At 63.3% G+C, this 14000-nt stretch carries 13 protein-coding genes; 4 read left to right on the top strand and 9 right to left on the bottom strand.

The features are described 5' to 3' along the window. Positions 1–148: 148 nt before the first annotated feature. The 6 genes from msrQ to ACNFIA_RS29530 all read right to left on the bottom strand — a co-directional run bounded on the left by msrQ (position 149) and on the right by ACNFIA_RS29530 (position 6084). Entirely contained in the window at positions 149–757 is a 609-nt protein-coding gene (gene msrQ, locus ACNFIA_RS29555; RefSeq protein WP_416790628.1) for a protein-methionine-sulfoxide reductase heme-binding subunit MsrQ, read from the bottom strand. Then, positions 757–1767, bottom strand: coding sequence for a protein-methionine-sulfoxide reductase catalytic subunit MsrP (msrP, locus tag ACNFIA_RS29550; protein ID WP_416790627.1), 1011 nt, complete (start codon positions 1765–1767; stop codon positions 757–759). Before msrP ends, msrQ begins: the two co-directional genes overlap by 1 nt. Positions 1768–1824: 57 nt before the next feature. After that, the gene (gene pssA / locus ACNFIA_RS29545; RefSeq protein WP_088416411.1) at positions 1825–2649 is read right to left on the bottom strand and encodes a CDP-diacylglycerol--serine O-phosphatidyltransferase; all 825 of its coding nucleotides are present in this window, start codon (positions 2647–2649) and stop codon (positions 1825–1827) included. Positions 2650–2798: 149 nt separating this feature from the next. Continuing rightward, positions 2799–3815 carry a ketol-acid reductoisomerase gene (ilvC, locus tag ACNFIA_RS29540; protein ID WP_017516327.1) on the bottom strand — a complete coding sequence of 339 codons (1017 nt, stop codon included), beginning with the start codon at positions 3813–3815 and terminating at the stop codon, positions 2799–2801. A 44-nt stretch (positions 3816–3859) separates the two neighbouring features. Then, positions 3860–4351, bottom strand: a complete 492-nt coding sequence (gene ilvN / locus ACNFIA_RS29535) for an acetolactate synthase small subunit (RefSeq protein ID WP_017516326.1) — start codon at positions 4349–4351, stop codon at positions 3860–3862. Between the two features lie 2 nt (positions 4352–4353). Next, positions 4354–6084: an acetolactate synthase 3 large subunit gene (locus tag ACNFIA_RS29530; protein ID WP_259757363.1), complete on the bottom strand. Its 1731-nt coding sequence runs from the start codon at positions 6082–6084 to the stop codon at positions 4354–4356. 403 nt (positions 6085–6487) lie between these two features. Between ACNFIA_RS29530 and ACNFIA_RS29525 the strand changes: the two genes are divergently transcribed. Beyond that, entirely contained in the window at positions 6488–6940 is a 453-nt protein-coding gene (locus ACNFIA_RS29525) for a DUF4124 domain-containing protein (protein WP_416790625.1), read from the top strand. A 7-nt stretch (positions 6941–6947) separates the two neighbouring features. On the opposite strand, the gene ACNFIA_RS29520 is transcribed toward ACNFIA_RS29525, so the two are convergent. Genes ACNFIA_RS29520 through mrcB form a run of 3 tightly spaced genes read right to left on the bottom strand, consistent with a single transcriptional unit; the run spans position 6948 to position 10439 of the window. Continuing rightward, a complete protein-coding gene (locus tag ACNFIA_RS29520; RefSeq protein ID WP_259757365.1) occupies positions 6948–7277 on the bottom strand; it encodes a YqcC family protein in 330 nt (109 codons plus the stop codon). Continuing rightward, the gene (locus ACNFIA_RS29515; protein ID WP_416790623.1) at positions 7277–8098 is read right to left on the bottom strand and encodes a tetratricopeptide repeat protein; all 822 of its coding nucleotides are present in this window, start codon (positions 8096–8098) and stop codon (positions 7277–7279) included. The genes ACNFIA_RS29520 and ACNFIA_RS29515 overlap by 1 nt, the downstream gene beginning before the upstream one ends. 16 nt (positions 8099–8114) lie before the next feature. After that, the gene (gene mrcB / locus ACNFIA_RS29510; RefSeq protein WP_259757367.1) at positions 8115–10439 is read right to left on the bottom strand and encodes a penicillin-binding protein 1B; all 2325 of its coding nucleotides are present in this window, start codon (positions 10437–10439) and stop codon (positions 8115–8117) included. A 217-nt stretch (positions 10440–10656) separates the two neighbouring features. On the opposite strand from mrcB, the gene ACNFIA_RS29505 reads away from it, so the two are divergent. The 3 genes from ACNFIA_RS29505 (at position 10657) to ACNFIA_RS29495 (ending at position 13627) form a co-directional block, all read left to right on the top strand. Beyond that, positions 10657–12219, top strand: coding sequence for an AAA family ATPase (locus ACNFIA_RS29505; RefSeq protein WP_259757368.1), 1563 nt, complete (start codon positions 10657–10659; stop codon positions 12217–12219). 230 nt (positions 12220–12449) lie between these two features. Then, positions 12450–12722, top strand: a complete 273-nt coding sequence (locus tag ACNFIA_RS29500) for a TfoX/Sxy family protein (protein ID WP_138214260.1) — start codon at positions 12450–12452, stop codon at positions 12720–12722. A gap of 104 nt (positions 12723–12826) precedes the next feature. Beyond that, a complete protein-coding gene (locus ACNFIA_RS29495) occupies positions 12827–13627 on the top strand; it encodes a cyclic nucleotide-binding domain-containing protein (RefSeq protein ID WP_259757370.1) in 801 nt (266 codons plus the stop codon). Positions 13628–14000 lie beyond the last annotated feature (373 nt).

Raw genomic sequence — 14000 nt, 5'->3', positions numbered from 1 at the left:
GGCAAGTGAATCACCTGCCTGATCGCCACTCTCAACTTCGAATCTCTGTAAGTACTTGATTTTCAAGTTCTTTCAGCGCTTCGTCGCTGGGAGTGGTGCGCATTATAGGGACTGAAAAAAGTCCGTCAACACATTTCTGAAAGAATCTTCAGCCAGCCATCAGGCGGCCGCGCAGCAAAGGCAGACGCCGCGCCACAGGCGGCACCCGGAGCAGCATCAACAGCAGGCCTATGGCTGCGTAGACGGCCCAGCGTTCGAGATCCGAGCGCACGACCCATAGCATATGCAGCAACCCCAGACCGAGGATGACATATATCAGGCGATGCAGTTTCTTCCAGCCGGTGCCCAGCCTGCGCATGCTGTAGCGATTGGAGGTGACGGCCAGGCAGAGCAACCCAAGGAAGCCGACGACACCGACGATGATGTAGGGGCGCTTGCGCAGTTCGACGCCCAGCTGCGCCCAATCCAAGCCAAGGATAAAGACGGCATAGGCGCTCAGGTGCAGCACTATATAGGTAAAGCACCACAGGCCCAGTTGACGACGCACCTGGACCCAGCCACCCCACCGGGTGATTTTCTGCAGCGGCGTCATGGCCAGGGTAATGAGCAGCAGGACCAAGCCGCCCTGCCCCAGTCGATCGACCAGGGCCTTGCCCGGGTCCGGGCCCAGATCGAATATCCACGCCTGGTACAGCCAATAGAGCGGTGGCAACAGCGCCGCCAGGAACACCCCGGCGCGCCAGTACGGATAGCGCATCAGTAATCTTTCCTCAGATCCATGCCCGCATAGAGCGAAGCGACCTCATCGGCATAGCCGTTGAACATGAGGGTGGGACGAACATTGGGGCTGAATAGTCCGCTGGGCAGGCGACGCTCGTGCGCCTGGCTCCAGCGGGGATGGTCCACGGTCGGGTTGACGTTGGCATAGAAACCGTACTCGTCCGACGCCAGGCTTTGCCAGGTGGTCTTCGGCTGCTCTTCGACGAAGCTGATCCGCACGATAGACTTGGCACCCTTGAAGCCATACTTCCATGGCACCACCAGCCGCAGCGGCGCGCCATTCTGATTCGCCAATACCCGGCCATACATACCCGCCGCCAGGATCGCCAAGGGATGCATCGCCTCATCCATACGCAGACCTTCCACGTAGGGCCAGTCGATCAACGCGAAGTTGGATTGCACTCCCGGCATATCCTTGCGATCCACCAGCGTTTCGAAGCGTAGGTATTTGGCCTTGCTGGTCGGCTCCACGCGCTTGATCAGCTCGGAGATGGGAAAGCCGATCCACGGAATCACCATCGACCAGGCTTCGACGCACCGCAATCGGTAGATCCGCTCTTCCAGCTGGTAGGGCTTGATGAAGTCCTCCAGCGCATAGTTGCCGGGCTTGCCGACTTCCCCATCGATCACGACCGACCAGGGTTCGGTTTTCAGCGCGCCGGCATTGGCTGCGGGGTCGCCTTTGTCCGGACCGAACTCGTAGAAGTTGTTGTAGTGGGTGGCATCCTTGAACGGCGTGATGGCTTCATCTTTCACCGTCACGGCGTCCCAGCGAGTCGCAGAGAGCTTCTCCGTCAGCCAGGCCGGCGTAGCTGCTTCCGCAACGTCCGCGTAGCGACCGCCGTCGGCAAGACCCAGCCGCGGCAGCCCGGACATGGCGGCAGCCGCCAGCGCACCACCGAGAAAGTGGCGACGGGAGAGATAGAGGGATTCGGGCGTGACGTCCGATTCGTGGCAATCGGACAGGCGGGACGACTTGATCAGCATGACGGGCTCCGCAACGACTGGCTGTATGCGCCAGTAGACTGCGGAGCCCGCTGGAAATTACACGGCAGGCGGCTGCTTGCGACGGCGCAATTGCAACAAGTATTGCACTGGGCCGGAGGCGGCGTAAGCAAGGAACAGCAGCAGCAGGATGCGCGGCGGGTCGGTGAAGACCACCGCGAACGCCAGCACCACCACCAGGATCGCCATGAACGGCACGCGGCCACGCAGGTCGAGGTCCTTGAAGCTGTAGTACTTGATGTTGCTGACCATCAGCATGCCGGCCGCAGCGACCATCAGGGCCACCAGCAGGGAAACCTTGGCACCCTGCACGTCGAAGTCGGCGAACGCCCAAACCGTACCGGCTACCAGCGCCGCGGCAGCCGGACTGGCCAGACCGATGAAGTAGCGCTTGTCGGCCTTGCCCACCTGGGTATTGAAACGCGCCAGGCGCAGTGCAGCGCCCGCCACATAGATGAAGGCGACCATCCAGCCGACCTTGCCCAGGCTGCTCAGCGCCCACTCGAAAGCGACCAGCGCCGGCGCAACACCGAAGGCGACCATGTCGGACAGCGAGTCGTACTCCGCGCCGAAAGCACTCTGGGTATTGGTCAGACGGGCCACGCGGCCGTCGAGACCGTCGAGGACCATGGCGACGAAGATGGCGATGGCGGCATTGGAGAAATCGCCGCTCATGGCATTGATGATGGCGTACAGGCCGGTGAACAGCGCCGCAGTGGTGAACAGGTTGGGCAGCAGGTAGATGCCGCGATGACGAACCTTGCGACCTTCGGCGTCGTGGCCCTCTTCGATGTGCTCATCGATGGGCAGCAGACTTTCTTCGGTGTCGGAAGCCTTGTTGGGCTCCTCGTGACCTTCACTCATGGACGATTCCTTGAGAACTCGTTGAGGCTGAGATTCGCCGGGGCACGCTACTGCGCAGACTCACCCGACGCCCCCGCTTTATACCAGAACACCGCCCCTAAACGAAAAAACGCGGCAAGCGCCGCGTTTCTTCGTTTGTCGCGAAGACCTTAGTTCTTGGTCTTGTCGACGATCTTGTTGGCAGCGATCCACGGCATCATGGCGCGCAGCTGCTCGCCGATGACTTCGATGCCGTGAGCGGCGTTGTTGCGGCGCTTGGCGGTCATCGACGGGTAGTTGGTGGCGCCTTCGGAGATGAACATCTTGGCGTATTCGCCGTCCTGGATGCGCTTCAGAGCGTTGCGCATGGCCTGACGGGATTCGGCGTTGATGACTTCCGGGCCGGTCACGTACTCGCCGTATTCGGCGTTGTTGGAGATCGAGTAGTTCATGTTGGCGATGCCGCCTTCGTACATGAGGTCAACGATCAGCTTCAGCTCGTGCAGGCACTCGAAGTAGGCCATTTCCGGCGCGTAACCGGCTTCGACCAGGGTTTCGAAGCCGGCTTTCACCAGCTCGACGCAACCGCCGCACAGAACAGCCTGCTCGCCGAACAGGTCGGTTTCGGTCTCGTCCTTGAAGGTGGTTTCGATGATGCCGGTACGGCCGCCGCCCACGCCGCAGGCGTAGGACAGAGCGACGTTCTTGGCATTGCCCGACGCGTCCTGGTAGATGGCGATCAGGTCAGGGATGCCGCCGCCCTTGACGAACTCGGAACGCACGGTGTGGCCCGGAGCCTTCGGCGCGATCATGATCACGTCGAGGTCAGCGCGCGGTACGACCTGGTTGTAGTGGATGGAGAAGCCGTGAGCGAAGGCCAGGGTGGCGCCCTTCTTCAGGTTCGGCTCGATCTCATCCTTGTACAGGCGGCCCTGGAACTCGTCCGGGGTCAGGATCATGACCAGGTCGGCAGCAGCAACGGCTTCGGCCACTTCAGCCACTTTCAGACCGTGGTTCTGAGCCTTGGCAACGGAAGAAGAACCCGCACGCAGGCCGACGGTAACGTCGACGCCGGAGTCTTTCAGGTTGCAGGCATGGGCGTGGCCCTGGGAACCGTAACCGATGATGGCAACTTTCTTGCCTTGAACGATGGAGAGGTCACAGTCTTTATCGTAGAAAACGCGCATTTGGGTAATCCCCTGTCAGTTGGCCTCGTGGGCCGTATTTCAAATCAGATGCTGAGAGTCTTGTCGCCACGGGCAATGCCGGTGACGCCGCTGCGGACGACTTCGAGGATCGACGCGGTGCCGATGGCCTGGATGAAGCTGTCCAGCTTGTCGCTGGTACCGGCCAGCTGCACGGTGTAGACGCTGCTGGTGACGTCGACGATCTGGCCGCGGAAGATGTCGGTGGTGCGCTTGACCTCGGCGCGCTGGGCGCCGGTGGCCTTCACTTTCACCAGCATCAGCTCGCGCTCGATGTGCGCGCTCTCCGAGAGGTTCACCAGTTTTACCACCTCGATGAGCTTGTTGAGGTTCTTGGTGATCTGCTCGATGACTTCATCCTGACCGGCGGTGGTCAGGGTCAGGCGCGACAGCGTCGGGTCCTCGGTCGGGGCGACGGTCAGGCTTTCGATGTTGTAGTTGCGCTGGGAGAACAGGCCGACGACGCGGGACAGCGCGCCGGGTTCGTTTTCCAGCAGCAGGGAAATGATGTGTCGCATGATCAGGTACGCTCCGTCTTGCTCAGCCACATGTCGCGCATCGCACCACCGCGGATCTGCATCGGGTAGACGTGCTCGCTGGTATCGACCTGGATGTCGAGGAAGACCAGGCGATTCTTCATCGCGAAGGCCTCTTCCATCATCGGCTTCAGGTCCTTCAGGTCGGTGATGCGCATGCCGACGTGGCCATACGCTTCAGCCAGCTTGACGAAGTCCGGCAGCGATTCCATGTAGGAGTGCGAATAACGGCTGTTGTACTGCATGTCCTGCCATTGGCGGACCATGCCCAGCGCACCGTTGTTCAGGTTGACGATCTTCACCGGCAGGTCGTACTGCAGGCAGGTGGACAGCTCCTGGATGTTCATCTGGATGCTGCCTTCACCGGTCACGCAGGCGACGTCGGCGTCCGGGAAGTTCAGCTTCACGCCCATGGCGGCGGGGAAGCCGAAGCCCATGGTGCCCAGGCCGCCGGAGTTGATCCAGCGATTGGGCTTGTTGAAGCGGTAGTACTGCGCCGCGAACATCTGGTGCTGGCCCACGTCCGAAGCAACGAAGGCATCACCGTGGGTGACTTCGCAGAGGGTCTCGATCACGGTCTGCGGCTTGATGATGCTGCCGTCGCCCATGTTGTACGGGAACAGGCCGCGGGTGCCGCGCCATTCGTCGATCTGCTTCCACCAGGCAGCCTGGGCTTCCTTGTTCGGGGTCTCGCCGATTTCCTTGAGGATGGCGACCATTTCGGTCAGGACGCTGTCCACCGGGCCCACGATCGGGATGTCGGCCTTCACGGTCTTGGAGATCGAGGCCGGGTCGATGTCGACGTGGATGATCTTGGCATTCGGGCAGAACTTGGCTGCGGTCTCGCCATTGATCACGCGGTCGTCGAAACGCGCGCCGACGGCGAAGATCACGTCAGCGTGGTGCATGGCCAGGTTGGCGGTGTAGCTGCCGTGCATACCGAGCATGCCGACGAACTGGCGATCGGTACCCGGGTAGCCACCCAGCCCCATCAGGGTGTTGGTGACCGGCACGTTGAGCATGCGCGCGACTTCGGTCAGCGGCTCGGCGGCATTGCCCATGATCACGCCACCACCGGCGTAGATGATCGGGCGCTTGGCGGCCAGCATCATCTCGGCGGCCTTGCGGATCTGGCCGGAATGGCCACGGACCGCCGGGCTGTAGGAGCGCAGCTTGACCTTCTTCGGGTAGTTGTATTCGAACTTCTGGGTCGGATCACCCATGTCCTTCGGAATATCGATCACCACCGGGCCGGGACGGCCGGACTGGGCGATATAGAAGGCCTTCTTGATGACCTCCGGGATTTCCGCCGGGTGCTTGATGATGAAGCTGTGCTTCACGATCGGGCGGGAGATACCGACCATGTCGGTTTCCTGGAAGGCATCGGTGCCGACCATGTTGCTCGCCACCTGGCCGGAGATCACCACCATCGGGATGGAGTCCATGTAGGCGGTAGCGATGCCGGTGATGGCGTTGGTCGCGCCGGGACCGGAGGTCACCAGCACCACGCCCGGCTTGCCGGTGGCGCGCGCATAGCCGTCGGCCATATGGGTGGCGGCCTGCTCGTGGCGAACCAGGATGTGGGTTACTTCGTTCTCTTTGAAGAGAGCGTCGTAGATATGCAGGAGGGCACCGCCCGGGTACCCGTAGATGTACTTAACGCCTTCGTCACGCAGGGAGCGGACGACCATTTCAGCGCCGGATAAAAGTTCCACGTTGTCACCTCTAGAACGCTATATACGGAAACCCCCAACGTGGGGGACCGACTTGGATGGCTGCCCGGCAGACATGGGCGAATGTAATCGCCGGCTACGTCGACTGCCGATTGAGCAGAACCTGGAGACGCTCCTGTTTGTGTTACGGAGAGCCTCCACCCAGCGCGAGGTAACGCGAAACAGGGTGAAACTTTGCGGCGCGGGTAGCACCTCTTGTCTGCCGAGTAAAACCAGCTTGCGGCCGGCCCACTGCAGCGAACCTTGGATTCTTCTGAAACGAGGCGGTCAAGTCAAGCCATATGTGGCATCGAATGAAGCGGGGATGTGAACTTTCTCAGAGTGAATAAGTGCACGTTTTGGTTATAGTTACCGCCAGACTCCGCCTTCCAAGGATCGACAACGCATGCGACGGATGATTTTCCTGGGCAGCCTGCTGCTCGCGCTGGCCCCGACCGTGATGGCCGCGCAGGTCTACAAATGGGTCGACGCCCAGGGCATTACCCATTTCGGCGCGCAGCCGCCCGAAGGCACCGACGCCGCGACCGTGAACACCAACACGGCGCCGCCCAAGCCCAGCAGCAATTTCCCGCCGCCTGCCGCCGCCATGCCGACTCTCCCGCCCAGTGCCGACGAGAAGCAGAAGGCTGCCGACGAGAAGGTCCGCCAGGAAGTGGCGCAGCGGGAAGCGGAGCGCGCCAAGCAATGCCAGCAGTTGCGCACCGACGTGGCGCAACTGAAGAACAACCCGCGCATTCGCGTGGATGACGGCAATGGCGACCTGCGTCGCATCAGCGAAGAAGAGCGTCAGGAGCGCATCGCGGCCAGCGAGAAGAGCATCCGCGAGAACTGCAACTGACCTCCGCTCAGGGCGTCGGACTGATCAGTTGATCGAAGGCGCCCAATGCTTCCAGCAGGGCAGCAACCCGAGCTCCCTCATTGGCGTAGGCCATTTCCGCAATGGCGCGGATGCCCGAGGCATTGGGCAGATCCGCGCCGCTCTCGATGATCAGCTTCATCCGCGGCAGGAAGATCCACTGCAGCCACTCCTCCAGCGCCAGCGTATCCACGCAGAAGGGTTCGACGCTGGATAGCCTGTCCGTCGACGGGCTTTCACTTCCCCACATGCCGACCGCACGCAACTCGCGTTCGATCAACAGCAGTTGATCGGCGACGGCCAGCACGCGCGCATCCATTACAGGGTCACCTTGGCTTTCTGACGCGCCTCGGCGGCGCCGGCGGCGTTGCCCTGCTGGTCACGGCACTTGGCGATCAGGTCCCACAGGCTGGCCTGCATGGTCGGGCGACCGTTGGCCAGCGACAGACCACGCAGCGCTACCTGCTCGGCTTGCGCGGCATCGCCCTGGGCCAGACGAACCTGGGCCAGTTTGTAGAGCACCTGCGGCTCGCGCGGGGCGATACGCTGGGCGCGCTCCAGGCTGGCGGCCGCGCCGTTCAGGTCACCACCACCCTGCTGCTGCGAGGCGGAGGTCAGCAGCGCCAGCACCGGGCCGTCCAGTTGCTCGTCCGCGGCCAGCCCCGTGTTGCTCGACGGAATGCCCGACGGCCCCTGGTAGGTTTTCGCGGTGGACGGTGCTGCCTGCTGGGTCTGATAAGCAGGCTGCTGGTAGGTCTGCGACTGGAAACCGCCATTGGAGGTGATGCCGCCACTGGTGGAGATCGGTTGCTGCGAATAGGTCGAGCCGGTGGCCCCCGGCGCCGTGGTCATGGGCGAGGTGCTGATCGGCGCGGCGCCGGTCTGCGCCGGGAAGGTCTGGATCGGCGCCATGCCGGCATCCTGCGGCACCATCACGGTGACGCCGGAATCCCCCTGCGGGATGCTCTGGCCGGCACTGGCGCGCACCGGCGCCTGGGTGTTACCGCCGCTACGGCCGACACGCTCCGAATTGGACACCGAGGTGCCGGAGTCCTGCACGGGAATGGCACCGTGCTGCGGGGACGCACAACCGGACAGAAGCGCCAGAGTCGCCGACGCTGCAAACCAAGCTTTTCTCACTTCCAATCCTCTTGCATCAGTTCAACCAGCCGCGCACCCAGTCCATGACTTCGCCGGCCGGCGTCTGGTTTCCGCAACCCGCGCCCTGCGCAGGTTCGCTTCCTCGAATATAAGGCATCTGCACCGCACCGGGGCAGTTGGCCTCAGTGCCCTGCCCGGTATGCGGATCGACCCAGGCCTGCACGACATTATCCGGCATCGGCATGTCCAGCGGGGCGGGATTGGCCTTGCGCATGAAGCTGGTCCAGATTTGCAACGCGCCGGTTGCACCGGTGAGCGGCGTCTTGCCATTGTCGTCGCGACCGATCCACACCACCGCCAGCAGGTCCTGGCCGAAACCGGAGAACCAGCTGTCACGGGAATCGTTGGTGGTGCCGGTCTTGCCTGCCAGGGTCAGCGACGCCGGCAGCTGGTTGTAGACCGAGCGCCCGGTACCCTCGCGCATCACGCGCTGCATGGCGCTCTGCAGCAGGTAGATGGCGCCCGGGTCGAAGCGCTGCTGGACCTGGAACGGATAGCGCTTGAGCGGCTGCCCGTCGGCCGCCAGCACGCTGCGGATACTGCGCAGCGGCGTATTGAAGCCGCCACTGGCGATGGTCTGGTACATGGTCGCCACCTGCATGGGGCTGAGCGCGCCGGCGCCCAGCAGCATCGATGGATAGGCCGGCCAGTTCGGCGACACGCCCAGGCGCTCCAGGGTCTTCAGGACATTCGGCACCCCCAGGTCGAGGCCCAGCCGTGCCGTGGACAGGTTCAGCGAACGGGCCAGCCCCTGGTAGAGGAAGATGGTGCCGTTGGCGGTGCCTTCGTAGTTCTTCGGCGTCCACACCTGGCCATCCTTGCCTTTCACCTGGAACGGTTCGTCCTGGATGTAGCTGGTCAGGGTGTACTGGCTCGGTCGTTCCAGCGCCGTCAGGTAGACCGCCGGCTTGACCAGCGAGCCGATGGGCCGCACGGCATCGACGGCGCGGTTGAAGCCGGCGAAACGCGGGTCGCGGCTGCCCAGCAGTGCCTGGATCTCGCCGGTTTCCGGGTTGGTCACGACCATCGCGGTCTCGGTCTCGGCCACGCCCTTGCGGCCTTCCAGACGCTTGAAGGTTTCGCTGACGGCAGACTCCGCCTTCATCTGCAGGATGGGGTCGAAGCTGGTGAAGATGCGCAGGCCTTCCTCGGTCAGGTCCTCGTCGCGGTAATCCTCGCGCAGCTGGCGTTTCACCAGGTCGAGGAATGCCGGATAGGAACTGTTGGCCATGCTGCCCTGACGGGTCACGCCCAGGGGCGCCTGCTTGGCGGCGGCGGCTTCGTCGGCGGTGATCACGCCCTGCTCGGCGAGCACGTCGAGCACCACGTTGCGGCGCTCCAGCGCACGCTCGGGGTTACGCCGCGGGTTGTAATAGGAGGGGCCCTTCACCATACCGACCAGCAACGCCACCTGGGGCAGCTTCAGCTCCGACAGCGGCTGGCTGAAGAAGTACTGGCTGGCGAGGCCGAAACCGTTCACCGAGCGCTGGCCATCCTGGCCGAGGAACACTTCGTTGAGGTAGCCCTCGAGGATTTCCCGCTTGTCGTAATGCAGCTCCAGCAGCACCGCCATCATGGCTTCGGTGAGCTTGCGCGACAGGCTGCGCTCGTTGGTCAGGAAGAAGTTCTTCACCAGCTGCTGGGTCAGCGTACTGCCGCCCTGGCGCAGCTGTCCGGCGCTGGCGTTGACCCAGACGGCACGGGCGATGGACTTCAGCGAAACGCCGTGGTGAGTCCAGAAGTCGCGGTCTTCCACCGCCACCAGGGTATCGATCAGGTACGGCGGCACCTGGTCGAGCTTGATCAGGATGCGGTCTTCGTTGTGCGCCGGGTACAGGCCGCCGATCAGCAGCGGCTCCATGCGCGCCACGGCGAGGTCGCCGCCATTGGCGCGGCTCAGCCCGGCCACGTAGTCGCCGGAGAAGCGCACGCGAATACGCTGCGCGGGCTCTGCGCCTTCATAGAACTGGAAGCCACGGGTGTTCAGGTCGACGGCATTGCCCGACACCGAGACGGCGCCGGGCCCGGCCACGGTGGTTTCGCGGCGGTAGCCCAGGGCATCCAGCTCGCGCAGGAAGTCGTCCTTGCCCAGTTTCAGGCCGACGAACAGTTCCAGCGGCCGGGCGTACACCTTGGCGGGAATGGTCCAGCGCTTGCCGGAGAACTTCTCCTGCACAACCGCATCGAGGTACACGGCAAAACCGGCCAGCACCACCACGCCAACCAGACCGAGCTTGAGTGCCCAGCCCAGCCACTTGCGCATGGCAGGCGACGATTTGCCGCTCTTTTTACGAGGTTTGGAAGATCGGGGACGCGTCATGGCGGCGCATTATACGTACTTTATCCACAGGGGACAGACGCCGCTCCCGCGGGCGTCCGGGCTTGATGCGAACTGCCGCGCATCTCGGGACGACGGTCAGTGGCCGAGCTATGACCCCACGATGGCCATTTGGTTGCCGGCCGACCGCAGAGTTTGCACCTGCCGACCCAGCCGCCATAATGCCTGCCTTCAGAAATTCGATCGGAAAGGACATCACGTGAGCCAGACTCTCCTCGCAGCCCTGCAGAACCCCGCCCTCTTCCCCCATCCGGTCGAGGGTTTCCGGGTCATCGAAACCCACATCTCCTGGGTGCTGCTCACTGGCTCCTACGTCTACAAGATCAAGAAGCCGGTGAACTTCGGCTTCCTCGACTTCACCGACCTCGCTCAGCGCAAGCACTTCTGCGAGGAAGAGCTGCGCCTGAACCAGCGCCTGACTGACGGCCTGTACCTCGACGTCATCGCCATCACCGGCAGCGAGGCCGCGCCGCAGCTGAACGGCGAAGGCCCGGCCATCGAATACATGATCCAGTGCCGCGAGTTCCCGCAGTCCCAGCTGCTCAGCGAAGTGCAGGCGCGCGGCGAACTGGGCGCCCAGCACATCGACGGACTGGCCAGGCAGATCGCCGACTTCCACCTGCGCACCCCGGTCGTTCCCACCGAGCACCCGCTGGGCACTCCCGAAGCCTGCATGGCACCGGTGCGGCAGAACTTCGAACAGATCCGCCCGATGCTCTCCGACAAGGCCGACCTGCTGCAGCTCGACGCGCTCGAAGCCTGGGCAGAATCCAGCTACGAACGCCTGCACGGCGTGTTCGAGCAACGCAAGGCGAACGGTTTCATCCGCGAATGCCACGGCGATATCCACCTGGGCAACGCGGCGATCATCGACGGCAAGGTCGTGCTGTTCGACTGCATCGAGTTCAACGAGCCGTTCCGCTTCACCGACGTCACCGCCGACTATGCCTTCCTGGCCATGGACCTCGAAGACCGCGGACTGAAGTGCCTGTCGCGGCGCTTCGTCAGCCAGTACCTGGAATACACCGGCGACTACCAGTCCCTGGCCCTGCTGAACTTCTACAAGGCCTACCGCGCCCTGGTCCGCGCCAAGATCGCGCTGTTCAGCCTGGCGCACCAGAACGACGCCGTGCAGAAAGCCGCAACCCTGCGCCAGTACCGCAACTACGCCAACCTGGCGGAGAGCTACAGCGCCATTCCGTCGCGCTTCCTGGCGGTGACCGTCGGCGTGTCCGCCGTCGGCAAGAGCCAGGTCGCGCTGCGTCTCGTCGAGGCGCTGGGCGCCGTGCGCCTGCGTTCGGACGTGGAGCGCAAGCGCCTGTTCGGCGAACAGAAGGCCGAGCAGCAAGGCCAGCTCAAGGGCGGCATCTATGACGCCGACGCCACTATGGCAACCTACCAGCGCCTGAACGAGCTGGCCGTGGACATCCTGCGCGCCGGGTACCCCGTCGTGCTCGATGCCACCTTCCTCAAGCGTGAGCAACGCGCCGCGGCCTGGGAAATCGCCGAGGAAACCGGCGTGCCCTTCCTGATCCTCGACTGCCAGGCGCCGGAAGCGGTCATCGCCGGCTGGCTGAGCCAGCGCCAGAGCGAGGGCAACGACCCCTCCGACGCCACCCTGGACGTGATCCAGGCGCAGCAGGCCAGCCGCGACGCACTCAGCGCCGAAGAGCAGCAGCACAGCAAGCGCGTCGATACCCCGGACGCCGCCAGCCTGGACGCCCTGGTCGCCAGCATCCGCCAGCGCCTGCCGGGCCTCTGAGCCACCGCCTGTCGGCCGGAATCGCCCTGTTGCGGCGACTTCCGGCCGGCGGCCGCGCCGCCCGACGCACCGTCCACGACGACATCGCCCTGCCCCGCTTTCTCGGCGATATCACAAAGCCACGTTTTTCCCAGCCACCGCTACACTTCTCTTTGCGTGTCCGGCCGCTACGAGCAGTTCTCGGCCCCTTCAAGACCTGACACCCATCGTGCCCATCGCAAGGACCGACGATGAACGACGAACTGCTGCACCTGAAAAACCTCGGCAAGACCTCCGCGCAATGGCTGCATGCCGTTGGCATCCATAGCGCCAGCGACCTGCGCCGCCTGGGGGCGGTCGGCGCCTACCGGGCCGTGCGTGCGCGCGGCTTTCGCGCGTCCAAGGTGCTGCTCTATGCCATCGAGGGCGCGCTGCTGGATGTGCACTGGAACGACCTGCCTCCCGCCCACAAGGCTGCACTTCTTGGCGAGCTTGAGACATTTCCCACACGTAACAAGAGCTAGCTCACAAGCTCTGTGGGAAAATGTTTACGCAAGGAGCCTCTCCGCTTATGGTCTCAGGGCCCTTCGTGCGCCCTCGACCGTCGCCATATCAAGGAATTACGGCCATGTACCTACTCGGTGAACAACCTGCTTACGCCGATCGACTGATCAATCGCCTGCAGGGCATCCCAGCGCAATTGCTCGCCGGCCTGGAGCCCGCCGGCGAAGCCATCCGCCTGGAACGCTCCGACGACCTGGAAGGCGAGTTGCCCGGCAAGCATCTGTTCCTCATCGAGAATGGCCTGGTCCATGCGCTGGTGGACGAACGCCCGCTGTTCTATCTGCAGGAAGGCGACCTGGTTGGCCTGCGCCAGGGCATCGAACTGCCGCCCTGCCGCTACGTCAGCGAAGAGCCGCTGTGCCTGGTGCCGTATCTGCGCAGCGAAGTATTCCGCCACATCCACAACCACGAGCAGCGCCAGGAGCAGTTCCTGCACTACCTGATTGGCCATACCGCGCTGCTGTCCGATGCCCTGGCGCACCTCAAGCAGCCGGAGATCCGTCCGGCCACCGGCTTCCAGCACTTCGCCGCCGGCGCCCAGCTGATCCAGCAGGGGGACGACGCCGAGCACGTGTTCATCATCATCGAGGGCCACGCCGAGGCCTTCGTCGACGGGCAGAAGGTCGGCGATGTGCAGAAGGACGAGATCTTCGGCGCCATGGCCGTGTTCACTCGCGAGAAACGCAGCGCCTCGGTGATCGCCAGCGAGCCGTGCACGGTAATGGTGATCCCCAAGGACCAATTCCTCAGCCTGATGCAGAGCAACCCGCGCATCGCCCACAGCCTGATCGAAGGCATGGCGCGGCGCATCGACCTGCTGAACAAGGAAGTCACCCAGCTGCGCCTGCAACGCCAGGCAGACTGACGTTCCTCTTGCGTGAATAGCCCGGCCCTGTGCCGGGCTTTTTCGTGGGTGGCGGGCGGAAATTCGCAGGAGCGAGAAAAAAAGGTAACGAAAGGAGGTTGACTCTCAAATGATAATGATTATTATTGAATCATCTGGTCGCGAGGCCAGATCGATAACCTCAAGAGACCACGCAGTCGGACTCTTCAGATTATCTCCTCATCAGGCTAATCACGGTTTGGACCCGGCACTTTGCCGGGTCTTTTTTTTTGCCTCGATTTTTTCGCAGCACCTGCCGGGCAATCGCAAAAGCGCCAGCACGGAAAAGAAAGGTGTTGACTCTCAAATGATAATGGTTATTATTACCTCAACTGGTCGCGAGGCCAGCCGGATA

Origin of the sequence: Pseudomonas sp. NY15437 (assembly GCF_048068435.1) — a bacterium.
Taxonomy (GTDB): domain Bacteria; phylum Pseudomonadota; class Gammaproteobacteria; order Pseudomonadales; family Pseudomonadaceae; genus Pseudomonas; species Pseudomonas nitroreducens_B.
This window is presented reverse-complemented; position numbering and strand designations above follow the sequence as displayed.

Excerpts from the sequence above, each read along its gene's own strand:
- msrQ (WP_416790628.1), bottom strand. The coding sequence starts at position 757 with ATGCGCTATCCGTACTGGCGCGCCGGGGTGTTCCTGGCGGCGCTGTTG.
- msrP (WP_416790627.1), bottom strand. The coding sequence starts at position 1,767 with ATGCTGATCAAGTCGTCCCGCCTGTCCGATTGCCACGAATCGGACGTC.
- pssA (WP_088416411.1), bottom strand. The coding sequence starts at position 2,649 with ATGAGTGAAGGTCACGAGGAGCCCAACAAGGCTTCCGACACCGAAGAA.
- ilvC (WP_017516327.1), bottom strand. The coding sequence starts at position 3,815 with ATGCGCGTTTTCTACGATAAAGACTGTGACCTCTCCATCGTTCAAGGC.
- ilvN (WP_017516326.1), bottom strand. The coding sequence starts at position 4,351 with ATGCGACACATCATTTCCCTGCTGCTGGAAAACGAACCCGGCGCGCTG.
- ACNFIA_RS29525 (WP_416790625.1), top strand. The coding sequence starts at position 6,488 with ATGCGACGGATGATTTTCCTGGGCAGCCTGCTGCTCGCGCTGGCCCCG.
- ACNFIA_RS29520 (WP_259757365.1), bottom strand. The coding sequence starts at position 7,277 with ATGGATGCGCGCGTGCTGGCCGTCGCCGATCAACTGCTGTTGATCGAA.
- mrcB (WP_259757367.1), bottom strand. The coding sequence starts at position 10,439 with ATGACGCGTCCCCGATCTTCCAAACCTCGTAAAAAGAGCGGCAAATCG.
- ACNFIA_RS29500 (WP_138214260.1), top strand. The coding sequence starts at position 12,450 with ATGAACGACGAACTGCTGCACCTGAAAAACCTCGGCAAGACCTCCGCG.
- ACNFIA_RS29495 (WP_259757370.1), top strand. The coding sequence starts at position 12,827 with ATGTACCTACTCGGTGAACAACCTGCTTACGCCGATCGACTGATCAAT.